At 65.3% G+C, this 24,683-nt stretch carries 25 protein-coding genes; 11 read left to right on the top strand and 14 right to left on the bottom strand.

Translation table 11 applies throughout. From position 1 onward, the window contains the following. The first annotated feature begins 8 nt into the window (after window positions 1–8). Window positions 9–1,493: an aldehyde dehydrogenase family protein gene (locus FHR22_RS07080; protein ID WP_166940342.1), complete on the top strand. Its 1,485-nt coding sequence runs from the start codon at window positions 9–11 to the stop codon at window positions 1,491–1,493. 2 nt (window positions 1,494–1,495) lie between these two features. Beyond that, the gene (locus FHR22_RS07075; protein WP_166940340.1) at window positions 1,496–2,284 is read left to right on the top strand and encodes an SDR family oxidoreductase; all 789 of its coding nucleotides are present in this window, start codon (window positions 1,496–1,498) and stop codon (window positions 2,282–2,284) included. Here FHR22_RS07075 and FHR22_RS07070 read toward each other — a convergent pair. The 5 genes from FHR22_RS07070 to FHR22_RS07050 all read right to left on the bottom strand — a co-directional run bounded on the left by FHR22_RS07070 (window position 2,281) and on the right by FHR22_RS07050 (window position 6,895). Further along, window positions 2,281–3,786 carry an AMP-binding protein gene (locus FHR22_RS07070; RefSeq protein WP_166940322.1) on the bottom strand — a complete coding sequence of 502 codons (1,506 nt, stop codon included), beginning with the start codon at window positions 3,784–3,786 and terminating at the stop codon, window positions 2,281–2,283. The two genes, FHR22_RS07075 and FHR22_RS07070, sit on opposite strands and share 4 nt — an antisense overlap. Further along, window positions 3,783–4,553 carry a FadR/GntR family transcriptional regulator gene (locus FHR22_RS07065; protein ID WP_166940320.1) on the bottom strand — a complete coding sequence of 257 codons (771 nt, stop codon included), beginning with the start codon at window positions 4,551–4,553 and terminating at the stop codon, window positions 3,783–3,785. The genes FHR22_RS07070 and FHR22_RS07065 overlap by 4 nt, the downstream gene beginning before the upstream one ends. Window positions 4,554–4,663: 110 nt before the next feature. Then, window positions 4,664–5,524 carry an SDR family NAD(P)-dependent oxidoreductase gene (locus tag FHR22_RS07060; RefSeq protein ID WP_208417502.1) on the bottom strand — a complete coding sequence of 287 codons (861 nt, stop codon included), beginning with the start codon at window positions 5,522–5,524 and terminating at the stop codon, window positions 4,664–4,666. Beyond that, window positions 5,517–6,017, bottom strand: coding sequence for an SDR family oxidoreductase (locus tag FHR22_RS07055; protein WP_166940316.1), 501 nt, complete (start codon window positions 6,015–6,017; stop codon window positions 5,517–5,519). Before FHR22_RS07055 ends, FHR22_RS07060 begins: the two co-directional genes overlap by 8 nt. Continuing rightward, window positions 6,014–6,895 (bottom strand): SDR family oxidoreductase, encoded by an 882-nt coding sequence (locus FHR22_RS07050; protein ID WP_166940314.1) that lies wholly within the window; start codon window positions 6,893–6,895, stop codon window positions 6,014–6,016. The genes FHR22_RS07055 and FHR22_RS07050 overlap by 4 nt, the downstream gene beginning before the upstream one ends. An 81-nt stretch (window positions 6,896–6,976) precedes the next feature. Here FHR22_RS07050 and FHR22_RS07045 point away from each other — a divergent pair, with 81 nt between their 5' ends. Genes FHR22_RS07045 through FHR22_RS07015 form a run of 7 tightly spaced genes read left to right on the top strand, consistent with a single transcriptional unit; the run spans window position 6,977 to window position 12,848 of the window. Beyond that, the gene (locus FHR22_RS07045) at window positions 6,977–7,837 is read left to right on the top strand and encodes an SMP-30/gluconolactonase/LRE family protein (protein WP_166940312.1); all 861 of its coding nucleotides are present in this window, start codon (window positions 6,977–6,979) and stop codon (window positions 7,835–7,837) included. Then, window positions 7,830–8,252: a nuclear transport factor 2 family protein gene (locus FHR22_RS07040; RefSeq protein ID WP_166940310.1), complete on the top strand. Its 423-nt coding sequence runs from the start codon at window positions 7,830–7,832 to the stop codon at window positions 8,250–8,252. The genes FHR22_RS07045 and FHR22_RS07040 overlap by 8 nt, the downstream gene beginning before the upstream one ends. A gap of 41 nt (window positions 8,253–8,293) precedes the next feature. Further along, window positions 8,294–8,752: a MarR family winged helix-turn-helix transcriptional regulator gene (locus FHR22_RS07035; protein ID WP_166940308.1), complete on the top strand. Its 459-nt coding sequence runs from the start codon at window positions 8,294–8,296 to the stop codon at window positions 8,750–8,752. Beyond that, window positions 8,749–9,816: a phosphotransferase family protein gene (locus FHR22_RS07030; RefSeq protein WP_166940306.1), complete on the top strand. Its 1,068-nt coding sequence runs from the start codon at window positions 8,749–8,751 to the stop codon at window positions 9,814–9,816. The genes FHR22_RS07035 and FHR22_RS07030 overlap by 4 nt, the downstream gene beginning before the upstream one ends. A 15-nt stretch (window positions 9,817–9,831) precedes the next feature. Then, window positions 9,832–11,124 carry an acyl-CoA dehydrogenase family protein gene (locus FHR22_RS07025; RefSeq protein WP_166940304.1) on the top strand — a complete coding sequence of 431 codons (1,293 nt, stop codon included), beginning with the start codon at window positions 9,832–9,834 and terminating at the stop codon, window positions 11,122–11,124. A 13-nt stretch (window positions 11,125–11,137) separates the two neighbouring features. Beyond that, window positions 11,138–12,100, top strand: a complete 963-nt coding sequence (locus tag FHR22_RS07020; protein ID WP_166940302.1) for an alpha/beta hydrolase — start codon at window positions 11,138–11,140, stop codon at window positions 12,098–12,100. Window position 12,101: 1 nt separating this feature from the next. Then, complete coding sequence (locus FHR22_RS07015) at window positions 12,102–12,848, top strand: SDR family NAD(P)-dependent oxidoreductase (protein WP_166940300.1); 747 nt, start codon at window positions 12,102–12,104, stop codon at window positions 12,846–12,848. Between the two features lie 3 nt (window positions 12,849–12,851). Here FHR22_RS07015 and FHR22_RS07010 read toward each other — a convergent pair whose 3' ends face one another. Next, window positions 12,852–13,832 carry an NAD(P)H-dependent flavin oxidoreductase gene (locus FHR22_RS07010; RefSeq protein ID WP_166940298.1) on the bottom strand — a complete coding sequence of 327 codons (981 nt, stop codon included), beginning with the start codon at window positions 13,830–13,832 and terminating at the stop codon, window positions 12,852–12,854. Window positions 13,833–13,926: 94 nt separating this feature from the next. Here FHR22_RS07010 and FHR22_RS07005 point away from each other — a divergent pair, with 94 nt between their 5' ends. Continuing rightward, the gene (locus tag FHR22_RS07005; protein ID WP_166940296.1) at window positions 13,927–14,904 is read left to right on the top strand and encodes an NADPH:quinone oxidoreductase family protein; all 978 of its coding nucleotides are present in this window, start codon (window positions 13,927–13,929) and stop codon (window positions 14,902–14,904) included. Here FHR22_RS07005 and FHR22_RS07000 read toward each other — a convergent pair. From FHR22_RS07000 to FHR22_RS06980, 5 genes are read right to left on the bottom strand one after another with little or no spacing between them, the layout of a single operon-like run. Beyond that, entirely contained in the window at window positions 14,901–15,830 is a 930-nt protein-coding gene (locus tag FHR22_RS07000) for an NAD(P)H-dependent flavin oxidoreductase (RefSeq protein WP_243853600.1), read from the bottom strand. The two genes, FHR22_RS07005 and FHR22_RS07000, sit on opposite strands and share 4 nt — an antisense overlap. Before the next feature lie 5 nt (window positions 15,831–15,835). Next, entirely contained in the window at window positions 15,836–16,894 is a 1,059-nt protein-coding gene (locus FHR22_RS06995) for a DUF7065 domain-containing protein (RefSeq protein WP_166940292.1), read from the bottom strand. Beyond that, complete coding sequence (locus FHR22_RS06990; protein WP_166940290.1) at window positions 16,891–18,255, bottom strand: wax ester/triacylglycerol synthase domain-containing protein; 1,365 nt, start codon at window positions 18,253–18,255, stop codon at window positions 16,891–16,893. The genes FHR22_RS06995 and FHR22_RS06990 overlap by 4 nt, the downstream gene beginning before the upstream one ends. Before the next feature lie 3 nt (window positions 18,256–18,258). Continuing rightward, window positions 18,259–19,251, bottom strand: a complete 993-nt coding sequence (locus FHR22_RS06985; RefSeq protein WP_166940288.1) for an acyl-CoA dehydrogenase family protein — start codon at window positions 19,249–19,251, stop codon at window positions 18,259–18,261. Between the two features lie 5 nt (window positions 19,252–19,256). After that, window positions 19,257–20,468 carry an acyl-CoA dehydrogenase family protein gene (locus FHR22_RS06980; protein WP_166940286.1) on the bottom strand — a complete coding sequence of 404 codons (1,212 nt, stop codon included), beginning with the start codon at window positions 20,466–20,468 and terminating at the stop codon, window positions 19,257–19,259. Window positions 20,469–20,565: 97 nt separating this feature from the next. Between FHR22_RS06980 and FHR22_RS06975 the strand changes: the two genes are divergently transcribed. Continuing rightward, complete coding sequence (locus tag FHR22_RS06975; RefSeq protein ID WP_166940284.1) at window positions 20,566–21,363, top strand: acyl-CoA thioesterase domain-containing protein; 798 nt, start codon at window positions 20,566–20,568, stop codon at window positions 21,361–21,363. A gap of 230 nt (window positions 21,364–21,593) precedes the next feature. Here the strand turns inward: FHR22_RS06975 and FHR22_RS06970 are convergent, their stop codons facing one another. The 3 genes from FHR22_RS06970 to FHR22_RS06960 all read right to left on the bottom strand — a co-directional run bounded on the left by FHR22_RS06970 (window position 21,594) and on the right by FHR22_RS06960 (window position 24,646). Then, window positions 21,594–22,394, bottom strand: coding sequence for an enoyl-CoA hydratase-related protein (locus FHR22_RS06970; protein ID WP_166940282.1), 801 nt, complete (start codon window positions 22,392–22,394; stop codon window positions 21,594–21,596). Continuing rightward, complete coding sequence (locus FHR22_RS06965) at window positions 22,384–23,181, bottom strand: enoyl-CoA hydratase-related protein (protein ID WP_166940280.1); 798 nt, start codon at window positions 23,179–23,181, stop codon at window positions 22,384–22,386. Before FHR22_RS06965 ends, FHR22_RS06970 begins: the two co-directional genes overlap by 11 nt. Before the next feature lie 178 nt (window positions 23,182–23,359). Then, window positions 23,360–24,646 carry an FAS1-like dehydratase domain-containing protein gene (locus FHR22_RS06960; protein WP_166940278.1) on the bottom strand — a complete coding sequence of 429 codons (1,287 nt, stop codon included), beginning with the start codon at window positions 24,644–24,646 and terminating at the stop codon, window positions 23,360–23,362. Between the last annotated feature and the right edge of the window lie 37 nt (window positions 24,647–24,683).

Raw genomic sequence — 24,683 nt, 5'->3', positions numbered from 1 at the left:
GAGACAAGATGATGGCCAGCGCACCCGCAGTTCACCTGCACCTGGGACATGAGCAACGCACGAACGGCACCGGCGGGACGCACCCGCATCTGCATCCGGTCAAACAGGTCGTGCAGGCCGATATCCCGCTTGCCGGGGCGCGCGAGGTCGAGGAAGCGGTTGGCAAGGCGGCGGCGGTACAGGAAGACTGGCGCCGTACACCGCCCGAGACGCGGCGCGACATATTGAACCGGCTTGCCGACCTGCTCGAGGCGAACAAGGCGAAGCTGGCCGAAATGGCGGCGCTCGACGGCGGCACGACCTTGATGGTCGGCGAGCGCGGGGTCGACAGCGCGGTCGGCTGGACGCGTTATTATGCGGGCTGGTGCGACAAGATGTCGGGCGAGTTGATCAGCACTTTCGATACGCGCGGTGAACTCAGCTACACCGTGCCCGAACCGATCGGCATCGTCGGGATCATCATCACCTGGAACGGGCCGTTGATCTCGCTCGGCATGAAGGTCGCGGCGGCGCTCGCGGCAGGCAATTGCGTGATCTGCAAGCCTGCCGAAATCACCCCCTTCGCGCCCGAAATGTTCGCGCAGCTGTGCAAGCAGGCGGGGGTACCCGATGGCGTATTGTCGATCCTGCCCGGCAATGCCGAATGCGGCGAGGCGATCGTCCGCAACAAGAAGATCCGCAAGATCAGCTTCACCGGCGGACCGATCACCGCGCGCAAAATCCTGATCGCCTGCGCCGAGGAGATCAAGCCGAGTGTGATGGAACTGGGCGGCAAATCGGCGAGCCTCGTCTTTCCCGATTGCGATTTGCAGGCGGCGGCCGAGCGCGCGGTGTTCTGGACCGTCGGCTGCCTGTCGGGCCAGGGCTGCGCCCTCCCCACCCGCCAGCTGGTCCACGCCGACGTCTATGACGATTTCGTCGCGCGGCTCAAAGCGATCATCGGCCAGTTCAAAGTCGGCGACCCGATGGATCCGACCGTCGCGGTCGGGCCGGTGATCAACAAGGCGGCGGTCGACCGCATCCTCGGCATGTTCGACCGCGCCAAGGCCGACAAGGCCGCGACCTTCCTGCTCGGCGGCGGACGCTGCGGCGGCGAATTGGCCGACGGCAATTTCATCGAGCCGACGCTGATCGTCGACGCCGATCCCGACCATGAAATCAGCCAGGTCGAGATTTTCGGCCCCGCCGTCGTGGTGATGAAATTCCATGACGAGGAAGAGGCGATCGCGATTGCCAACAACAGCGAATATGGCCTCGCCGCGATGATCCAGTCGAACGACCTGCAACGCGTCCACCGGATTTCGGAACGGCTCAACGCCGGCGGCGTCTATGTCAACGGCGGCTTCCAGATCAATCCCTACACCCCCTTCGGCGGCATCGGCATCTCGGGCTTCGGTAAGGAAGGCGGCAAGGCCGGGATCGACGAATTCGTCCACTATAAGACGGTCACCATCGGCATCGGCGCCCCGATCTTTCCGAAGCAGGAAGCGTGAGCATGGCCGATTTCACCAACGACCAGTTCGGGCTGGACGGCAAGGTCGCGATCGTCACCGGCGCCGGCGGACGCGGCAACAGCATCGGGCGCGCCTATGCGGTCGGGCTTGCCAATGCGGGGGCGAGCGTCGTCGTCGCCGATCTCAACCAGGAAGGCGCCGAGCGCGTCGCTGGCGAGATCGCCGCGGCGGGCGGCAAGGCGATCGCCGTACAGGTCGATATCGCCGATGAGGCATCGGTCGCGGCGATGATGAAGGCGGTGAAAGCCGCCTTCGGCGGGCTCGACATCCTCGTCAACAATGCCGCGCTGATGGTCGAGGCGGTGGGCACTCCCGCGATCCAGACGAGCATCGCCGATTTCGACAAGCTGATGCGCGTCAACCTGACCGGGGCGCTGATCTGTTCGAAGGCGGCGGTGCCATTGTTCCAGGCGCGCGGCGGCGGCAAGATCGTCAACCAGCTATCGGCGGGCGGCTTTCCGGCGCAGACGACCTATGGGATCAGCAAGGTCGCGCTGCTCGGCCTCACGACGACGCTGGCGACCGAACTCGGGCCGATGAACGTCAACGTCAATGCGATCGCGCCGGGGATGACGATGTCCGACGCCGGCAAGGCGCTGACCCCCGACGAGAGTCCGTTCGTGCAGGCAGCGATGGCGCGGGTGGTGAAACAACCGCGCGGCGAGCCGCAGGATCTGGTCGGCGCGCTGCTGCTGCTCTGTTCGCCCGCGGGCGACTGGATCACCGGTCAGGCTCTGAATGTCGACGGCGGGTTCATCATGCGGAATTAGGCGCTGCGCCGCAATTCGTGCTTCAACACCTTGCCCGAGGCGTTTCTTGGCAGCTCGGGCAGGATGCTGAGGCGTTCAGGGGTTTTCTGCTTCGCGATCCCCGCCGCGAAGAAATGCTCGCGCAGTTCGTCCAGCGTCAGCGCCGTACCCGGCGCTAGCACGACGCAGGCGCGCACGACCTCGCCCATCCGCTCGTCGGGCGCGGCCACCGCAGCGGCGTCGACGATCGCGGGGTGCGACAGCAGCAGTGTTTCGACCTCTTTCGACGAGATATTCTCGCCGCCGCGGATGATGATATCCTTCTTGCGGTCGGTGATCAGCAGATAGCCTTCGGTATCGACGCGGCCGATATCGCCGGTGCGATACCAGCCGCCGGGAAAGAAGGCGCCGACGTTAAGCGCGGGATCGAGATAACCAAGGAAAAGCTCGGGGCCGCGGGTGCAGATTTCGCCGTCGCTGCCGGAAGGAACATCATTGCCGTCATCATCGACGAAGCGCAGCTCCGATCCCGGAATCGCGCGCCCTTCGGTGTGAAGCTGCTTGTCGAGCGGATCGTCGACGACGCCCGACGTGACCGTCGGATGCTCGCTCGATCCATAGCAATGATAGACCGCGAGCCCCAGCTGCCGGCAACGCGCGATCAGCGAAGGCGGCACCGGCGCCGCGCCGACGAGATATTGCCGCAGCGAAGTGAGGTCATGGCCGTGCGCGTCGGCGGCGGCGATCATGCCCGACAGGTGGAAGGGCGTCCCCGACGAAGACGTCACCTTATGCCGGTCGATCAGCTCGGCGGCGAGCGCGGCGTCCCATTGGTCCATCAGCACCAGCGGCGTCGCCTGACAAAGGAACCGGTACATCGACAGCGCGCCCGCGACATGCCCGGGCGGCCACGGCGAAATGACGGCATCGTCCCCCGCCTCGCGGCGCATCTCGCGCATCGAGGCGAGTTCGGCAAGGAAGGTCCGCGCCGAATGCATCACGCCCTTGGGATCGGCAGTGGTGCCCGAGGTGTAGACGAGCAGGCTCATCGCATCAGCGGCAACGTCGGCGGGTTCGCCGATCGGGCACGGCGACGCGAGCGCATCGAAATCGGCCCCGGTCATGACATGACGCCGCAGCCCCGGAAGGTCGCCGCAGCCCGCGACGACCCCGGCAAAATCGACGTTGCGAAAATGATCGGGCGTGAACAGCCAGCGCGCATCCGACTGGCGCAGGATGAAGCCCAGTTCCTTCGCGCCGTAAATGGTGACGATCGGCAGCATCACCGCCCCCGCCTGTGCCGCCGCAACCGCGACGACCAGCCATTCGCGCCAGTTCGGCAGCATGCAGGCGACGATATCGCCGGGCGCGATACCCGCGGCCGTCATCCCCGTTCCCATCTGCCGTCCGGCGCGTACGACCTCGCCCAGCGTCGACGCCGCGGGCCGGACGTCGGACGCGATCGTGAGCGGCGCGTGCGGAGCCTGCCCCGCCGCGGCGATCATCGCCTCGATGAAGTTCATCCGTGAAGCGAGTCGACGATCCGTTCGGCCTCGCCGCGCGCGCCCCAGGTGTCGTTCGCGTTGCGCAGATGCAGCCGCCAGTGCGCGACCGCCCCCTCGACATCGCCATCCTCGATCATCGTCACAAGCTTTTCGAACGATTTATATCCAGCGCGGAGGCTCTTGTACTTGTCCTCGGTCGTCCGCGGGTGGCGACGCTGATAATCATTCTGATGATGACGGCCAAGGTCGAGCAGCATGCGGTTCATAAAGCTCAGCGTCTTGTTCCCGGTCGCCTCGACCAGCGTCTGGTGGAAGATCGAGACATTGTCGACGAATTCGGCATAGCCTTCGGTCTTGAGCATATTCTCCAGATCGGCGAGCACCTGTTTCAGCTGCGCGAAGCCAGGCGTCTGACCTTTCGATGTCGCGAGCCAGCGCACGACAGTCGGTTCGATCGCGAGCCGCGCGGTATAGAGGTCGGCGATCGTGGTGCCCTGTGCTTCGAGCACATAGCCGGCATAGCGCGACACCAATTCGGTCGATGGCCGATGGACACGCGCGCCGCTGCGCGATCCGCGCACCACGCTGATGAGGTTTTCGGCCTCGAGGATACGGAAGGCTTCGCGCAAGGTCGGCCGCGAGATGCCGAGCGTCGCCATCAACGTGCCTTCGGGCGGCAGCGAGTCCCCTTCATTCAGTTCCCCGCGGACGATCTGGGCCCGGATCTGGTCGGCAACCAGTTCGGATGTCTTCGGTACCCGGATGCGTGCGTTGGCTTTTTCCATCTGCAATACCTTGCCCCTGTCCCCCGGATGTTATTGAAATCGCGGGCTACCCTAGCCTTGCCTTTAGGGCTTTTGTCACAGCCCCGCAATATTCGCGGATTTTCTTGACATTAATGTCCAAACGACAAGCCTTCATTCAAGGTCCATTTGCCATTTTGTCCGCGCACCCAGCCCGACGAGGCCCAGGTCCCGCCGTCGACCGGAAGCAATATGCCGGTGACATAGCTCGACATCGCGCTTGCCAGAAATACCGCCACGTCGCCGCATTCCATGTCGATTCCTTCGCGACCCAGCGGGATCAGCCGGTTCATCGCATCGACCTCTTCGCCGCTGCGCGCTTTCCATGTGGCGGGATCGACCGGTCCCGCGCGATTCCCCTGATTGCCCGGGGTTATCGTGTGATCGGGAGCGATGCAGTTGACGCGGATCGCGTGCGGCGACAGTTCGACCGCCATCGATTTGGTGAAGCTGAGCATCCCGGCCTTGCACGCGGCATAGACCGCGAAACCGGGCGCGGCGCGGCTCGCCTCGATGCTTGCGACATTGACGATCGCACCGCCCTTTCCGCCCGCGACCATATGCTTTGCCGCGGCCTGCGTCGCGACCAGCATCGACATCAGGTTGATGTCGACATGCTTGCGCATGCTGCGTTCGCTTTGTTCGAGAAATGGCCGCGCCGATACGCCGCCGGCATTGTTGACCAAGATGTCGAGGCGGCCGAATTCGGCAGCGCCGCGGTCGATTCCCGATCGGAGCGCATCGCTGTCCATGACATCACCGGCGATCGCCATCGCACGCCGCCCCCGTTCGCGCACGCGCGCTGCCGCTTCTTCGGCGCGTTCGGGAAAGATGTCGAAGATCGCGACGTCGACGCCCGCTTCGGCGAGGCGCAGCGCAATCGCGCGACCGATCCCGCCGCCGCCGCCGGTGACGAACGCCGCCTGCCCGTCGAGGCGCGAGCGGTCAGTCATCAAGGGCGATACCCATTACCGCGCCGGTGACATAAGCGGCATAGTCGCTAACCAGATAGGCGGCGAGATGGCCGAGCGTCGGCCCGGTCTCCTGCGTCAAAATACTGTTCACCCGAATCCCGTCGCGCGCCCATTCGACGCCGAGCGTCTTGGTCAGGTTACCGAGTGCGCCCGCCGCCGCCGCCTGATCGGCACCGAGCGCCTGCTCCGGAGCGCCGATGAACAGGATCGCACCGCCTTGGCCGCGGGCGCGACATTGTTCGGCAAACTCCTTCGCGCCCAGGAAACGGCGGTCGAGCCCCGCGTCCAGGCTCGCGCGCCATTCGGCGTGAGTGAGGTCGTGCGCCGCCTTGGCCGCAGGCGGCGGGGCGACATGGACCCAGATGTCGGCATCGCTCGCTACGAGAGTGGCCCCCGCCGCCGCCAACGCGTCCGCCATTGCCGGGCCGCCACCCTCGATCCGCGCGCGCTTGCCCGCCAGCCAGCCGTTCATTGCCACGCCCACGGACCTTCGGCCCGTTCGCGCGGCGGCACATAGTCGGGCATCATCAGCGAACGGCGCAGGCTTTCGCCGCCGTCCTGCAAGATGATCTGCCCGGTCATTTCGCCAAACAGCGGCGTACAGGTCATCGCCGACAGCCAGCCGAATTCCCAGATGCTGCCGGTACGGCCCGCCGGGATCATGTTCTGAAGGACTTCGGTGCCGCCCTCGCGGCGCCCCGCGGTCGAGGTTGCGTGCGGAAAGAAGCCCGCGGCAATGGCGTTGACGCGAAGGCCGTGGCGCGCCCAGTCGGCGGCCATTTTCTTCGTCATCGTCGCTTGCGCGGTCTTGGCCGCCGCGCTGTGGGCGTCACCGGGGAAGCCGGTCCAGATATATTGCGCACTGTTGTTGACGATCGCCCCGCCCTCTCCGCGCGCGATGCGGCGGCGGGCATATTCGGTCGAGCAGAGAAAGGTGCCGTCGATCGCGATGCGGGTGACGGCGTTCCAGGCATTGGCCGAAATATCGTCCGCCAGGATCGGGAAATTGGCACCGGCATTATTGGCGAGCAGGCCGATCGGCCCAAGCGCGGTTTCGGCCTCGTCAAAGGCCGCAGCGACGGCATCGGCGTGGCGCACGTCGCAGCTTATCGCATGGGTGCGCACGCCGAGCGCCGCGACTTCGGCCGCACCTTCCTGCGCGCGTTCTATTCCGCGCCCCATGATCGCAACATCGGCGCCGCCCTGTGCAAAGGCCTTAGCCATCGCGAGCCCCATGCCCGAACCGCCCCCCGTCACGAGCACCGTCTGCCCGGCGAAAATATCCGCCGGATAGGGCGGTGCGTCGAACGGCGGCGGCGTCGCCACGATATGATGTGCTGGAACCGGCATCGTCTCTCCCTTGCGCACAGGGTTGCGCCTCGACCCTTCGCGTGTCAAGAGATACATAACTAGGTTATATAGGATGAGCGGATGGAGATTGTTGCCGAGGGCCTCGCCTTTCCCGAGGGACCGGTCGTCTTGGCCGATGGATCGGTGATCGTGGTCGAGCTTGCCGCAGGGCGCGTCACGCGATGCTGGAACGGGCGAACCGAGGCGATATCGGACATCGGCGGCGGCCCCAACGGCGCCGCGATCGGACCCGATGGCGCGCTTTATGTCTGCAACAACGGCGGGCTCGATCTGGTGAAATTCCAGAATGCGCGCGGACCCGGGCACGAAGGGCGGATCGAACGCGTCGACCTGTCTTCGGGCAAGGTCGATCGCCTCTATGACCGCTGCGACGGTATCGCGCTCGAAGCGCCGAACGATATCGTCTTCGACGCCGACGGACGAATGTGGTTTACCGACCTTGGCAAGACGCATGACGGGATCCGCACCGCAAGTGGGCTGTTCAGCGCCTTGCCCGACGGGTCGGCGGTCACCGCGATCAACCGCCATGCGGTGTCGTACAACGGCGTCGGTCTGTCGCCCGACGGCGTGCATCTCTATATCGCGGACACGCATCAGGCACGGCTGTGGCGTTACGAGCGCAAGGCCGAAGAGCAACGCCCGACATGGGTCGCGACCGCGCCGGGACCGGTCGGATTCGACAGTCTTGCGGTGACCGCCGCCGGTAACATCTGCGTTGCGACATTGTACGACGGCGGGATCACGACAATCACCCCCGGCGGGCAAGCGCGGAAGCTCGATATTCCGGGTGAGCGCTACGTCACCAATATCGCCTTTGGCGGCGCCGATATGCGCGACGCCTATATCACCCTTTCGACCACGGGGCGGCTCGTGAAGCTGCGCTGGGACGAGCCCGGACTGGAGCTTTGCTACAATGGCTGATCTTGCCGCCGATCGCGATGCGATCCGCGACCTGCTCGCGCGCTACACTTATCATGGCGACCGCGGACGGCTTGGCGAAATGACCGCCTGCTTCGCCGCGGACGGCGTGCTCGAATTTCTGGGGCAGGCGCCACGGGGACCGGCGGCGATCGAGGCGGCGCTGTCGTCAGGGACGCGCGATGCGCGGCTGACCTTCATCCGCCATCATATTACCAATCCGCTGATCGCGGTCGACGGCGATGCCTCCACGGCGCGTAGCTATTTCACCGTCCACAGCAATTTCGGCCCCGATCATAGCGGGACCTATGACGACCGGCTGGTTCGCACCGTAGCGGGCTGGCGCTTTACGCATCGGCGGGTGCGCATCGACTGGCAGGCCGAGGGGTCGCTGTTCGCCAAGATGGCATCGCGCTGATCCTTATTGACACTATAGTGTCAATTTGACATCAAAGTGCCATGACGGAGCGCTTCACCGAGTTCGAACGATTCGCCGACGAAGTCGCGCGGTTGCGTGGCCGGATGCGCGGACTTTATGCCGGCACCCGCGCGGCGAGCGGGCTGCCCGAGATGGAACTGACCGTCCTGACCGCCGTCGTGAACGCCGCCGCGCCGCCGACGATCGCGCAGATCGGCCGCAGCCTCGGTCATCCGCGGCAGGTCGTGCAGCGCGCGGCAAACCGGCTTGTCGAGCTTGGCTTGGCAGCTTTCGCGGACAATCCCGACCACAAGCGCGCCTCGCTGATCGTCGCGTCGGATGCAGGCCGCGCATTGAAGGCCGCCGATCATGATCGAGCGCAGACCGTCACCAAAGCGGTGATCGAGCGCGTCGGCAATGCTGCCTTCGCCGATGCGGCCGAGCGGATGCACAAAATCCGCGGCGAGATCGAAGCTTATCTGAAGGAACGCGACGGATGAGCGACGATATCAGGGCGCTCGCCGACCCGGAGCGGCTGACGGCATGGCTCGACGCCCATATCCCTGCGCTTGGGCGCGGCCCGCTGGCCATTGCGAAAATTCACGGCGGCACGTCGAACGTGATCCTGTCGCTGAACCGCGGCGCGCGCACGCTGATCCTGCGCCGTCCGCCCGCGGTGCCGCCGCCGGGAAGCGCGAAGAGCGTGCTGCGCGAGGCGCGCGTGCTCACCGCACTGAACGGCACCGGCGTGCCGCACCCGATATGCCACGGCAGCTGCGCCGATGCGGACGTCATCGGCGCACCTTTCTATGTCATGGACCGCGTCGAGGGCTGGCCCGCCGACCTGACCGGCGGAAAAATCCACGACCGCCCCCCTTTCGACAAGCCGCCGCATGCGCGCGAGGTGCCGTTCGCGATGGTCGACGGGCTGATCGCGCTCGCCAATGTCGATTACCGCGCGGTCGGGCTCGGCGATTTCGGACGTCCCGACAATTTCCTCGAACGGCAGGTCGACCGCTGGGAAGGCCAGATCAAAAGCTATAAGCAACTCTATGATTTCGAGTGGCGCGAGCTACCCGGCTATGCACTGGCGCGCGACTGGCTGCGCGCCAACATGCCGGACGATTTCCGTCCCGGCATCATCCATGGCGATGTCGGCACGCCCAACGCGCTCTTCACCTTCGATCCGCCGTGCCGGCTCACGGCGCTGATCGACTGGGAACTGTCGACGATCGCCGACCCGCTGCTCGACCTTGCCTGGTTCTGCAACGGCATCCGCGACGACCGCTTCCCGGGCCATATCCCCGAAAAGGCGCTCTACAATGTCATGGACTGGCCGACGCGGCAGGAACTGATGACACATTATGCTGCGGGCACGGGGCGCAGCATGGCGAGCTTCGACCATTATCTGATCCTCGCGATGTTCAAGGGCGGCTGCATCCTCGAATATAAGGTCGCGCAGGCGGCCAAAGGCATTTTGAGCGCCGAGACCGGGCGTTTTTTCGACCGGTTGGTGCGCGGAAATTTCGCCGAAGCCGAGAAACTCATCCGCCTGATCGGCTAATCCAAGGACAGATCCATGATCGATTTCCGCATCGAACCCGAATTGCAGGCGAAGCTCGACTGGATGGCCAAATTCGTCCGCGAGGAATGCGAGCCAATGGACATTCTCTTCCCCGGCCACGGCGCGCCCTATGACGTCGCGAACCGGGAATCGCGGGCGCATATGGCGCCGCTTCAGGAACAAGTGAAGGCCCAGGGGCTGTGGGGCTGTCACCTTGGCACCGAACTCGGCGGTCCGGGTTACGGCCAGCTCACGCTCGCGCTGATGAACGAGATATTGGGCCGCAGCTATTGGGCGCCGACCGTGTTCGGTACCGCGGCACCCGATACCGGGAACAGCGAAATCCTCGCCATGTTCGGGACCGAGGCGCAAAAGGCGCGTTATCTGAGGCCGTTGATGGACGGCACGATCGTCTCCTGCTTTTCGATGACCGAACCGCAGGCGGGCGCCGATCCCAAGGAATTCACCTGCCGCGCCTGGCAGGACGGCGACGAATGGGTGATCGAGGGCGAGAAATGGTTCTCGTCCAACGCGCGCTTCGCCGCTTTCCTGATCGTGATGGTGGTGACCAACCCGGAAAATCCGCCCCATCAGCGTATGTCGATGCTGATTGTCCCGACCGATACCCCGGGGGTCGAGTTCATCCGCCATTCGCAGACGATGGGCGACAGCAAGGGCGAGGATGACGGTACGCACAGCTATATCCACTACAATCAGGTGCGCGTGCCCTTGGACGCGATGCTCGGCGGTCCCGGCGAAGGATTCAAGGTGGCACAGGCGCGGCTTGGCGGCGGGCGCGTCCATCATGCGATGCGCACGGTCGGCAAATGCCAGCGCGCGATCGACATGATGCTCGAACGCGCGGTGTCGCGGCGGACACAGGGCAAACAGCTCGGCGAACATCAATTCGTGCAGGGCGCGATCGCCGATTCGATCATCGAACTCGAACAGTTCCGCTTGCTCGTGCTGAAGACCGCATGGATCATCGACGAGGTCGAGGCCGGGCGCATGCCGCACGGTGCTTCGCGCACGCATATCGCGATGTGCAAGGTGCAGATGGCGAAAGTCTATCACGACATCGTCCAGCGCGCGATCCAGCTGCACGGCAGCCTCGGCATGACGCTCGAAACCCCGCTCGCCGACATGTGGATGGGCCTGCCCGCAATGGCACTGGCCGACGGGCCCACCGAAGTGCACAAGGCGCAGGTCGCCAAGGCGTATCTGAGAGACGCCGCACCCGCGCCGGGGCTGTTCCCGAGCGAACATATTCCGACCCGGCGGGCGGCGATCCGGGCGCGGAAGAACTGAAGGACGTGACCCTATGAGTAGCCGCCCCCTCGTCGATCGCGAAATCGCGCCCTTGCTCGACATGTTTCCGCCGGTCGATCTGGAGGCAACGCCGATCGGCGAGCTTCGCGAACAATCGGGCCGGGCCTATGCCATCATGCCCCCGCCCGTCATCGCGCCTGAAAAGATCGTCATACCGTCGATCCATGGCGGTCCGGACATCGCGGTCTTTCTCTATCGTCCAGCGACGTCGCAGCCCGGCGCGGGCGCGATCCTGCATATCCACGGTGGAGGCATGGTGATGGGATCGGCGCAGCAGATTCAATCCCCCCCGGCGACGCTCGCCGCCGCCGCCGGCGTGCCGGTCGCGTCGGTCGAATATCGGCTGGCCCCCGAGCATCCGTTCCCCGCGCCGCAGGAGGATTGCCATTCGGCGCTCGTCTGGCTTGCGGGTCAGGCTGATGCCCTGGGTTTCGATGCGAAGCGCATCATCGTTGCAGGCGAAAGCGCAGGCGGCGGGCTGGCCGCGGCGCTGGCGATCATGGCGCGCGACCTTGGCGGGCCGGCGCTCGCGGGGCAGCTCCTTACCTATCCGATGCTCGATCATCGCACCGGCGGCGACGCCTGCCCCTACACCAATCCCACCACCGGCGAATTCATCTGGACGCGGGCGAGCAATCGCTTTGGCTGGAGCGCGTTGCAGGGTGGTTACAAGGCCGACGATGACCGCAAGGGCTGGTTCTCTCCGAGCCTTGCCGAGGACCTGTCGAACCTGCCGCCCGCCTATATCGCCACCGGCAGCCTCGACCTCTTCTTCGACGAGAATCTCGATTATGCGCGGCGGCTGACCGCGGCGGGCGTGCCCGTCGAACTGCACAGCTATGCCGGCGCGATCCATGCCTTCAACGCGGTGCCGGGTGCGGCAATCGCCGAAAGATGTAACGCCGGACTGATGACGGCGGCCGCCGCGATGACCGCACCCCCCGCAGGAGAATGAGATGACCCCCGATCCGCTGTTCGATTTCACCGGCAAGGTCGCACTCGTCACCGGCGGATCGCGCGGGCTCGGCTACCGGATGGTGAAGGCGCTTGCCGAGCGCGGCGCCGACGTCATCATCGCCAGCCGCAAGGTGGAAAATTGCGAAAGCGTCGCGGACGAATGCCGCACGCTCGGCCGCAAGGCGATGGCGCATGGCGTCCATTGCGGGCGCTGGGATGAGATCGACGCACTGATCGACGCGGCTTATGCCGCATTCGGCCGCGTCGACATATTGATCAACAACGCCGGCATGTCGCCCGCGTGCGCCAGCCACGAGATTCCCGAAAATCTGTTTGATTCGGTGCTCAACCTGAACTTCAAAGGGCCGTTCCGCCTCGCCAGCCAGATCGCGCACCGGATGAGCGAGGGGGATGGCGGTTGCATCATCAATATCAGTTCGACCGGCGCGTTGATGGCGCTGCCGATGGTGATCCCCTATGGTTCGGCGAAGGCGGCGCTGAACGCGATGACGGTGTCGCTGAGCCGCGAATATGCGCCGAAGGTGCGCGTCAACACGATCAGCCCCGGTCCGTTCCTGACCGACATCGCCGACGCGTGGGACGAGCGAAAACGCGAGACGCAGCCGGTTGCGCTGGGCCGACCGGGCAACCCCGAGGAGATTGTGACCGCCGCCCTGATGCTCGCCAGCCCCGCGTCATCCTATACGACGGGCGCGCTGGTTCGCGTCGACGGCGGCCAGCAATAGGCGTCAGGTGCGAAAGCCCGCCAGCCGTTGGTCGATGATCGCTTCGGCTTCCGAAATGATCCGGTCGATCAGTTCCTGACAGGTCGGGATATCGTGGATCAGCCCCTGGATCATCCCCGCCCAGAAGACGCCCTTGGTAAGGTCGCCGGTCTGGAGCAGTTCGCGGCCCGCGGTTCCCGCGACCAGTTCCTGCACGTCGCCGAACTTCGCATCGGGCAGCGACAGGCGCCGAACGACCTCTTCGCTGACTTCGCTGCGGCCGACGCGCGCGGTGTTCTTGAAATTGCGGAAGATCAGGAAGCTGCCGCGCTCGTCATTGTCGACATAGGCCTGCTTCACATTGTCGTGGATCGGCGCCTCCTTGGTGGCGCAGAAACGCGTACCCATGTTGATGCCCTCGGCACCGAGGCTGAGCGCCGCGATCAGGCCGCGTCCGTCACCGAAGCCCCCCGACGCAAGCATGGGAATCTTAACCTTGTCGGCGGCGGCGGGGATCAGGATCAGGCCGGGAATATCGTCTTCGCCCGGATGCCCCGCACATTCGAAACCGTCGATCGAGATGATGTCGCAGCCCGCCTTCTCGGCCGACAGCGCATGACGCACTGCGGTGCATTTGTGAAGGATGGTGACGCCATGCGGCTTCACCCGGGCCCAGATTTCACGGACCGCCGGGGTGCCCGCGGTTTCCATGATCTTGACGCCGCTTTCGACGACGGCGTCGGCATAGGCGTTGTAATCGGGCGAATTGATCGTCGGGAAAACGGTGAGGTTCACGCCGAACGGCTTGTCGGTCATCGACCGGCATTTCTCGATCTCGTCGCGCAGCGCCTGCGGGCTCGGTTGGGTCAACGCGGTGATGATGCCCAGGCCGCCGGCGTTCGATACCGCGCTCGCCATTTGCGCGGTGCCGACACTCTGCATGCCGCCCTGGACGATCGGGTGTTCGATCCCCAGCATCTCGGTGATCCGCGTCTTGAAAGCCATAAGCCTACCCCTTCCTATCTTATATAACCTAGTTATACTTCTTATTTCATTTTGACAAGAGGTGTCCCCTATGCCCGACCCGCAATCAAAGACAATGCCCCGTGCCGTCATGGCCGACGAACTCGGCCCGCCCGACCGCTATGCGCTTGTCGATCATGATCCGGGTCCCCCCTCACCCACGCAAGTTAGTATATCTATCAGGGCGGCGGGGATCAGCTTCGTCGATGTCCTGACCGCGTCCGGGGGCTATCAGGTCAAGCCGCCGCTACCCTTCATTCCGGGGAGCGAATGCGCGGGCATCGTCTCCGCAGTCGGCAGCGAGGTCGAAGGACTTGCGGTCGGCGACCGGGTGGTCGGCAGCGGCTGGGGCGGGATGTTCGCCAATGCCGCGAACCTCCCGGCGCGCACGGTGCGCAAGATGCCCGCAGCGCTGTCGTTCGAGGAAGCCGCCGTATTTCCGGTAAGCTATGCCACCGCCTGGCATGCGCTGGTCGATCGCGGGGGGCTCAAGGCAGGCGAGACCCTGCTCGTGCTCGGCGCAGGCGGCGCGGCGGGCTACGCCGCGGTGCAGATCGGCAAGCATCTGGGGGCGCGGGTGATCGGATCGGCGTCGGGCGACAGCAAGCGTGCGCTCGCGATCGCGGGCGGCGCCGACGCGGTGGTCGATGCCCGCGCCGACGACTGGCGCGAACAGGTAAAGACGGCGAATGGCGGCAAGGGCGTCGATGTCGTCTTCGACCCCGTCGGCGGCGACGCGACCGATCCCGCCTTTCGCTCGCTGGGGTGGAACGGGCGACATCTGGTGATCGGCTTCCCCGGCGGGATTGCGGCGCTCAGAACCAACCTGCCGCTGCTCAAGGGCGCGAGCCTGATCGGGGTCGACGTCCGCCAGTTCGGGATTTTCGAGCCCGAGAAGAGCGAAGCCAATCGCGACACGGTGTTCGCGCTGGCGGCGGAAGGCAAGCTGCGGCCGGCCATCGCACGCACTTACAAGCTCGCGGAGTTTCGCGCCGCGATGGAGGATGCCGCGGCAGGGAAAAGCGCCGGGCGGATCGTGCTGGTGATGGACTAGGACCAGTCGGCCGTGACCGTCGCCAGACGCGCACGCCAGTCGGCGGTCGCGGACAGCGCTTCGAACTCGTTCTTCAACCGCGCCACCAGCTCCGCCACCGGCTCGATCGCGTCGATCAGCCCGGCGCTTTGCCCTGCGCTCCATATATCGCGCCACGGCATCACGCCCTCGGGCATCGGCGAGCGGACGTTGGGCAGGTTTTTCGCATCGAGCCCGACCGCCTCGATCGACTGGCGCATCCAGTGCGCGGGCACGCCGTTCATCGCCGCCGAAGCGACGATATCGTCTGCGCCGACCGCCGGGATCATCGCGCGGTGCCCTTCGGCAACCCCGCTTTCGGGGGTCGCGATGAAGCGTGTGCCCATGCAGGCGATATCGCCGCCGAGCGCCAGCGCCGCCGCGATACCGTGCACGTCGGCGATGCCGCCCGCGACGATCAGCAAGCCGCCGAACATCCGCCGCACCGCGGGAACAAATGCCATCGGGGTAAGGAAACCGGTATGCCCCCCGGCCCCGGCGCAGGTCAGCATCAGCCCGTCGGCACCCGCGGCGATCGCCTTTTCAGCGTGCTTCATCGTCGTGACGTCGTGGATGACGCGCCCGCCCCAACCGTGAACGCGCGCGACGAGCGCCGACGGGTCGCCAAGGCTCGAAAGCACCAGCGGCACGCGATAGCGTTCGAGCAGAGCAAGGCGATCGGCGGCGGCGGGATCGCTCCCCCAGCGCGCGGGCATGTTGACGATCGGCGGCGCGCCGCCGACGTCTGCCAGCGCTTTCAGATAATGTTCGAACTGTTCGAACGGGGTGATCGTGCCGCCCTGCCATCCCCCCACCACGCCGGCCCGGCAGCAAGCGACCGCGAGCGGCACCGAAGAGGCAAAGCTCATCGGCGCGCACATCAGGGGCAGAGCCAGGTTCGCGAACATCGCGGTCAAGCGGTCGCCTTCAGCGCGTCGAGCATCCGGACGAAGTGCGCTGGATTCCACACATCCTGATCTTCGCCCCAACCGATGCCGCCGTCGATGTCCCAGCGCATCAGCTGGTTCACGCCATATCCCGCCTCGCTCATCGTGCTGACGACGAAACCCTCGCTCTTCATCTCGCGGCCGTGTTCGTCGACCAGTTCGACCTGCATATGCGTGCTCCAGCCGGTCTTCGGGCTGCGAAAAACGCGCATGCGCGATCGGGCCGCATCAAGGCTGCCGAAGCTGCCATCGCGGCGAATCCAGCCCGCGTTCATCGGCGCCCAACCCTCGTCATTCCCGTCGGCGACGCGCGCGAAGCCGAGGAAGCCGGTGCCGTCATGGCGGTGGCCGAAGATATATTGGATGCGTCCCCTGCCCCGCTCGCGCTCGATTTCGCGCCAGTGCGCGCCGCCCGGATGCTTCACCCGGTCCATATCGCTCGCATAGGATTTCGGGCTCGCCGCATAAGGCCCGCCGCGCGGCCCCCAGGTGCGGTCGCGCACGCCGATGCCGTCGATGCGGATGCGTTCGCCGCGCAGGGTCATCCAGCCTTCGACATGGCCGAGCTGGTCGAAATGCGGCGTGGCCATGAACGGCGGCTTGCCCGGCGGAAAACGGTGCGGCTCGTGCAGGCCGGTGTGCGTGAAATCGAGCGCGAAACCGCGCGCCGGATCGTCATATTGCAGATGATATTTCATCCCCGGCTCGATCATCCTGAGGCTGTAGCCGCCGCCATGCTTGTCGCCGGGGAAGATGATGTCGGTAAGATCGGGCGCGTCGGGCATCGCCGCTTCCTCGACCTTGCGGTAATAGGCCATGCGCGCCTGATCATAGCCTTCGTCATCCCACGCAAAGATACGCCAGGTCACGCTCTTGCGGTTCGGATAATAGGGCGCGTGGATCCAGCAGCCGATCTTCCGTTCGGGGATATTGAACGACCACCAGTTGGTTTCGGTCTCGTAAGGATCATCGGAAAGCTGGTGGTAGCGGTCGTCTTCGGGCTTGAACGCCAGATCGTCACTCATGCAATGCTCTCCAGTTCGTCGAGTGCGGCGGTGAACAGCGCCGCGATGCGGCCGGCATCGGCGACCTTTTCGGCATCGGCGATGACGCCCATGTCGAGATTGTCGCCGCTCCGCCGCGAGGTGATGTTGAGGAAACGGCCCGAGCCGATGATCGGCACCGGATAATTGTGGAGCTGGCGAAAGCCGGCATAGCTGCGCGTCTCCGCCGGGCCCGGGACGTTCGAAAGCGTCAGATTGCCGGGCAGCAGCCGCTTGCCGCCCGCCATGCGCTCGGCGAAGGCGGCGCGGCGGTCGCGTGCACCATAGGGCTTTTCGGCGGCGTCGAGCAGCGCCTCGTCATGCGCCGTGCGCTGTATCTCGGCCGCCATCGATACCTGGATTGCGCGGAGGCGTTCGACCGGGTCGGCGAGCTGCGTCGCGAGATGCGGGTGCAACGCGACGATGCGGTTGCCGAAATCGCCATGTTCGGGGCGGCGATAGGAGCGTGCCGAATTGACGACGAGCGGCGTGTCCGGAAGGTCGCCGATTTCGCTGAGATAATTGCGGAGCGCCGTGCTCGCGAGAGTCAGAAAGACATCGTTGACCGTCGCATCGAGCGACTTCCCGACCGCCTTGATCCGCGCGAGCGGCAGGCTGATCGTCGCATAACGGCGCCTGTCCGATGTCGGACCCGACATTTTGAGCTGCGGCGTCGGTTCGCGGTCATCCTTATGCGCTTCCAGCGCGGCGAGCGCTTGCTTGCGCCGCGCCGACTGGGCGGCGCGCAAACCCTCTTCGGCGGCAAAGCGCGCCTCGGCCTTCGCATGCCATTTTTCGGGTTCGGGCAGGCGCGCGTCGGCGAAGCGCGCGGTCGCCGGGGGCGCCGCATCGCTGAGCAGGCCAAGCACGGTCTGAAACCCGATCCCGTCGGCGACGCTATGATGCATCTTGAGGTAGATCGCGCTGCCGCCATCGGTGAGCCGCTCGAACAGATGCGCGGCGAAGGGCGGACCCGACAGATCGAGCCGCCGCATATTGAGCGCCGCGACCGCGTCATAAAGCGCCGCCTCGCTCCATTTCCCGTCATGCGGCTCGACCGCGACGAGCGCGTCTAGGTCAGCGCGCGCGATATCGGCCCAGACGTCCGCATCATAACCGTCCGGCGCCTCGTGCAGCCGGACGAGCAACGGCGTCGCGGGAAGCCGGTCGGCGAACTGGCGGCGGATCGCCGCGGCGAAATCATCCCGCCGATCGGCAGGCACATCGAGCAGGATCAGCGCGCCGACGTGCATCGGCGACGCGCCGGTTTCGGACAGGATCATGAAATGATCGTCGGGGCGCAGCCGCCGCACGCCCGGCGCGAGGGTCAGCGGATCGCTCACCGCCTACCAGCCCGCCAGCGTCGCCGCGCGCGCGCGATGTTCGGCGGGGCTGCCAAGCCAGGCGCGATCGAACATGGCGCGGCGGAACCAGTAATGGAGGCCATATTCCCATGTATAGCCGATGCCGCCATGCGCCGCGACCGCGGCGCGCGCCGTGCGGACATAGATGTCGCACAGATGCGCCTTCGCCATCGCCGCGGCGCGCGGCGTGTCGGGAAGCGCCACGTCCCATGCATAAGCAGCGTACCAGACGAGCGCGCGCGCGGGCTCGACGTCGAGCGCCATATGCGCGAGTTGGTGCTTCAACGCCTGGAAGCGGCCGATCGGCTGACCGAACTGCTCGCGCTCCTTGGCATAAGCGACGCTCATCGCGGCAACCTTCTGCGCCCCGCCGAGCGCATCGGCGGCGACGAGGACCAGCGCGGCGTCAGCGAGCCGCGCGGTCATCGGATCGTCGGCCGCGAAGAGCGTGTCGCCGGCACCATCGGCAATCTCGACCTTCGACACCGGCCGGCTACGGTCGGATGCCTTCACGGCCTCGATCGTGACGCCTTCGCCCGCGGGCACCAGCCGTACCCCCGCGTCGCGATCGACAATCAGGAAAAGGTCGGCGGCGCGCGCGCAAGGGACGAAGGCGCTGCCGCCGTGCACCACAGTCGCGACCCGTTCGCCGTTCACCAGCGCATCGACATGGCTTCCGGCCTTGTCGCTCGCCGATGCGGCTGCAACCGCCAGCAATTGCCCGATCAGCGGACCCGCTGCGGCAGCTTCGCCCGCGACCTCGCAGACGAGGGCGGCCTCAAGCAGGCCCATGCCGCTATCGGGCAGCAGGATGCCGCCCAGCCCGAGCGTCATCAATGCCTGCCAGCTATCCCGGTCGAAATCGGCATCGCCATCGGCAAAGGCATGGAGCCGCTCGATCGGCCATGTGTCGGCCAGCGTCCCGCGCACCGCGTCCTGAATCGCCGCCTGTTCTTCGGTCAGATGGAAATGCATCGGGCTCAGCGCTCCCCGTTCATCGCCAGATCGCGCGGCAGGCCAAGGCCGCGTTCGCCGATGATATTGCGCTGGATGTTTGACGCGCCGCCCGCGATGGAATTGCCGAGGCTGCCCATGATCTGATCGAGCCATTTTTCCGGACCGCGCGGCCCGCGGTTGCCACGCCCGCCCGCGCCCGCGGGTTCGACGAAACCATGCTCGCCGATCAGTTCCTGCGCGAGCAGCGCCATCTCATGACCGATTTCGGTGAGCAGCAATTTCATCATCAGCGCGACCGGCCCGGGGTCTTCGCCAGCGGCGGCGCAACTGAAGATGCGATAGCTCGAATAGCGGTGCGACAGCACAGAGCCCTCGATCTGCGTCAGTCTGTCGCGTACGATCGGATCATCGATGCGGCCGACTTCCTTCGCGAGCTCGACGAGTTTGGCGAACTGCTTGCCGAGCCCCTCGGCACCGCCGATGCTGGCGCGTTCATGCTTCAGCGTCGTGCGGCTGACATGCCAGCCCTGCCCGCGCTCGCCAACCTGCCACGACACCGGCGTTTCGGCGTTGTCGAAGAAGAACTCGCAAAATGTATGGTCCCCCTCCTCGCCCGTCATCTGGCGGATCGGGCGGCGGGTGACGCCGGGCTGGTTCAGGTCGATCAGCAGATAGGTGATGCCGTCATGCTTCGGCGCATCGGGCTCGGTGCGCACGAGCATGAACATATGCGTCGCCTGCATCCCCTGCGACGTCCAGATCTTCTGCCCGTTGATGATCCATTTATCGCCGTCGGCCGACAGTTCGCCCCGGGTGCGCACGCTGGCAAGATCGGATCCGGCGCCGGGTTCCGAATAGCCCTGTCCCCAGATATAATCGCCGTCGAGCGTTGCCCGGATGAACAGTTCCTTTTGCGCGTCGCTGCCCTTTTCGAGCAGCGTCGGCACGGTCATGTTCATGCCGTTGCCGCCGACCTCCATCGGGGCGCGGGCTCGCACGAACTCCTCGCGGATCACCTGCGCGCGAACGACGTCGACCGGTTGCTGCGAACCCCCGTAACATTTGGGGATCGCGCGATAGAGATAGCCCTGATCGGTTGCGAGCGCGCGAAAGGTGCGGATATATTGTTTGAGGTCGGCCCCGCGCGCATCCGACGGCGGTGGCCAGTGGAGCGCCAAAAAGGCGCGCACCTCGGCGCGGAAGGCCTCGGCGGCTTCGCCATAGCTCAGATCCATCGACGCTCTCCCTCGCTTGTCGCCATATCCTATGCCTGAGTTATATAACTACGTCAAACATGTTGTGTGCCGGCATGGACATGGTAGAGGCGACAGGATGAGCGACAAAACCGGCACCATCCCTCATTATTTCACTGCGCGCGACAGGGGATATGACCCTTCGGGTCTCGCCCGCAATCCCTGGTTCGCCAATGCCGTGGCCGGCGGCCCGATCGCAGCGCTGTTCGGCCATCTCATCGACGAAGCCCGGTTTGGCGACGGAAGCGAAATCTGCCGACTGACGATCGACATCCTCGGCATCGTCCCGCGTGCATTGCTGACGCCGCGCATCATCGCGGTGCGCCAGGGGCGGCAGGCGCAGCTTTACCGGATCGAACTGCTTGCGAGCGACAAGCTCGTCGCGCAGGCGCATGTGCTGCTTGCACGCCACCTCGATACGCCGGCATTTCCGGCGCCGCACCCGCACCCGGCGCCCGAAGAAGTTCCCGAGGATAATTTCCTCGTCGGCGCCAGCATGGCAGGCGCGATCCGCACGCGTCCGATCATGGGGCGGGTACGCGAACCCGGGCGCGGCGTATCGTGGATGCGGATGGACGGCGAGGTCGTGGCGGGCGTTCCGGCCTCGCCCTTCGTCAAGGCGTGCCTGTTTGCCGATTTCGGCAATGGCGTCGGCAGTGCGACCTTTGCGCATGAATGGAGCTACGCCAATCTCGACATCTCGGTGCAATTCTTCCGCATGCCGCGCGGCGACTGGTTCCTGCTTGACGCACAGACCGAAGGCGCGGGCAACGGCCATGCGGTGGCGCAAACGGTCTTTGCCGATGCCGATGGCGTCTATGCCAAGGGGACGCAGACGATTTTCGTCGCGGCGGGGCAGCAGCTTGAGCGGACCTAGGCGGCGTCGACAAATTCCTATGTCCGAAAGCGACCGTTAGCTGACCTTTATTTCATCGTCACCCCGGACTTGATCCGGGGTCCCGCTTGACGTCGAGAACCGCTGGCACCCCAAAAAGCGGGATCCCGGGTCAAGCCCGGGATGACGGAAAAAGGCCAGGAAGCGGCCGATAGCCGCCGTTCCCACCCCAAAGCCGCCACCCCCGCGAGGCTCGAATTTGCCTACGCGGCCTAGCGCCCGCGAAACACCGGCGTCCGCTTTTCGGTAACCGCGGCCAGCCCCTCGCGATGGTCTTCGCTGCCGAGCAGCACCGCCTGGTTCGGCAGATTGGCCTGCCACTCGGCCTCCATGCTGCTTTCGAGCGCGCGCTGCATCGATTGCTTGACCGTTGCGTAAGCGAGCGGGGCCAAGGCCGCGAGTTCCTGCGCCAGTTGCAGCCCGCGCGCCGCCAGATCGTCCTTCGCCACCACCTCGCTCACCAGCCCGATCGCCAGCGCTTCCTCGGCACGCACCTGCTTGCCGCGCAGGCACATTTCCATCGCGCGGCCGAGCCCGATGATCCGCGGAAGCAGAAAGGTGCCGCCCAGCGGCGGCATGATACCGAGCTTGATCCAGCTTTCCTGGAACATCGCATTGTCGGCGGCGACGCGGAAGTCGCACGCAAGTGCAATCTCGCAGCCCACGGTAATCGCGGCGCCCTGCACCAGCGCGAGTGTCGGCTTCGGGCAGCGGTAGATCGCCCGTGCGGCGCCCTGAAACTTGTCGTAGACCGTGTCCTTGACCTCGGTTGCGGACATGCCCGCAAGCCGCTGCAAAAAGGCGAAATCGGCGCCGACAGAGAAGTGCTTTCCCTCCGCCGCCAGAATGATCGCGCGAACATCGCCGTCCGGGGACAGTGCCGCGAAGGCATCGCGAATCTCGCCGAGCATTTCGGGCGAAGAGGCGTTGCCGATGTCGGCGCGGGTGACGACGACCGCTGCGATAGCGGACGCATGCCGGTCGATGCGGATATGATGATATTCAGCCGCCACCCTGTTCTTCCTGTTTCTTCTTTTCGCGCCGGATCATCGCGGTAGCGCTGGTCGACAGCCCCATGTTGAGCGCCTCGGCATCGAGCGCGGCCTCGAACGCCCAATCCTCGGCGTTGTTCAGATTGGTCTTCATATAGCGATAGCCCATGCGCGGCCCGTCGGCGAGGCGGCGGGCCGCCTTCATCGTTTCATCGCGCAGCGCCTCGTCGTCGAACAGACGGGTATAGAGCCCCTTGGCAAACGCCTCGTCGCCCGACAATTTCTCGCCCAGCAGGAAGAGTTCGCGCGCAACCCCGGTGCCGACGATCTTGGTCCAGAACCAGGTCGAGCCGAAATCCCCTCCCGCGCCGATCCGATCGAAGGCGGTGAGGAAGCTCGCGCTCTTTCCGGCGAAACGCAGGTCGCACGCGCCCGCGATGCCAATGCCCGCGCCCGCGACGGGGCCGTTGACCATCGCAATCGTCGGCTTCGGCATTTCGTGGAGCAGGCGCGAGGTTTCCATGAAGGTGCGCAGGCGTACATGCCCCTGCTCGGTGCGGCTGCCGACCTCGGCATTGACGGACACGACCGCCTTGTCCGCGCCGCCTTCCTTGAGGTCGCCGCCGGCGCAAAAGCCCCTGCCGGCGCCGGTTACGACGACACAGCCAACCGACGCATCGCGCGCCGCATCGGCGCAGGCGTCGGCGAGCGGCGCCATGATCGAACTGGTCAACGCATTGAGCCGGTCGGGCCGGTTGAGGGTGATGGTGCGGACGCCCGCCTCATCATCGATCAGGATTTCACTCATAGATTATCTCCACCAGAGCATGATGGCTCTCTAGACCGACCTTAATCTCGTCATTGCGAGCGAAGCGAAGCAATCCAGTGCGGTTTACGCACACTCTGGATTGCCGCGTCGCGGCGCTCCTCGCAATGACGATTCAAGTTAATGTCATCTTGATCCAGCAAGGTGGATCGGACCCCCGTCAATCCCCGCCAAGCTCGCGGTGGCGCGCGAGCATCGCCACCGCCTTTTCGGCGAGCTCGTCCGGCACCTGCGGATAGAGCGGCAGCGGCCGGTCCTTGCTCGGCAGCGCGATCGTTGCGGTTGCCCGCACCGTTTCCTCGTCGCGCTGGTTGGTGAATTTCACCGCGACATCGACCAGGCTCTGCCCGCCTTCCTGCCGCTTGGCGAGGACCTCGCCGGTCACGCGCTGAACATCGCCCATATAGTTGAACTTGCGAATCTCGTCGTGGATGTGGGTGATGACGGCATCGTCGCCGGCCCAGTCGCTGAGATATTGCCAGAGGTAGTTTTCGCGCATGACTCCATAATCATACGCCATCGGATTGCCGATCGCCTGCGCCCACAGCGGGTCCCAGTGCAGCCGCTGCGCAACATCGGGAATGCCATGTTCGTTCTTCACATAGAAGGCGGGAATGCGCTGGCGATTCTTGTGTGCGAGGCGGTTCGCGGTCGGGGCATAGGGCACGAAACCATAGCCGCCGGCGTGGAAGCAGATGACGTCGGTAACGGTCAGCGGCCCCTTGGCTTGCAGCCCGACCGAATCACCCTTTTCAACGCTCTCGAACCAGCGCTTTTCGGCACCCTGCACGCGTTCGGCGGCGTAGATGTCCTCGATCGCCTGCATTTCCTCGTCGGTATAGCTCGCGGGTTCGATCGCCGAATATTTGCCCTTTTTCGCCGCCGTTTTGCGTTCCGTGAGGACGCGCAGAATGCGATATACTGCGACAACCTCGCCACGCTGGTTGATCTTCACATCGCGGCGCACACCGATTACCGAGCGGCCGGCGAATTCGGACTGCTTGACCTCGCACGTTTCGTCGCCGTTGAAGCTGTAGATGGTGTCGCCCGGATAGATGGGGCGATAAAAGTCCCATTGCGATCCCGACACGAAGACGTGAACGCCGCGAAACAGGCTCTTCTTCAGCGCCTTGATCTCGTCGGGAACGGGGTCACCCTTCATCGGGCGGTTGATGATTCCCGCCATCATGCCGGGCGCGATCACGCTGCCCCAGCGCGTCTTCTTCGCATAATGGGGATCGGTGTAGAGCGGCTTGTCGTCGCCCATGCCGTGCGCGAAGTTGCGGATATTATCCTCGGTCGCGGTGGTGATATATTCGCGCGTCTTCGCCGCCTGATCGAAGCCAAGCAACTTTCTTTGGCGCTCGATATCCTCGTCCGTAATCTCGTAGGCGACGGCTTTCTGCCACTCATCGCTTTCTTTGATGTCGTTTTTCGCCTCGGCCATCGCATATCTCCCTTGTCACGAGTTATATAACTAGGTA

This window comes from Sphingopyxis panaciterrae (genome assembly GCF_011762125.1).
Classification (GTDB): Bacteria; Pseudomonadota; Alphaproteobacteria; order Sphingomonadales; family Sphingomonadaceae; genus Sphingopyxis; species Sphingopyxis panaciterrae.
Note: the sequence above shows the minus strand (reverse complement) of the source record. Positions and strands in the feature narration are given on the sequence as shown.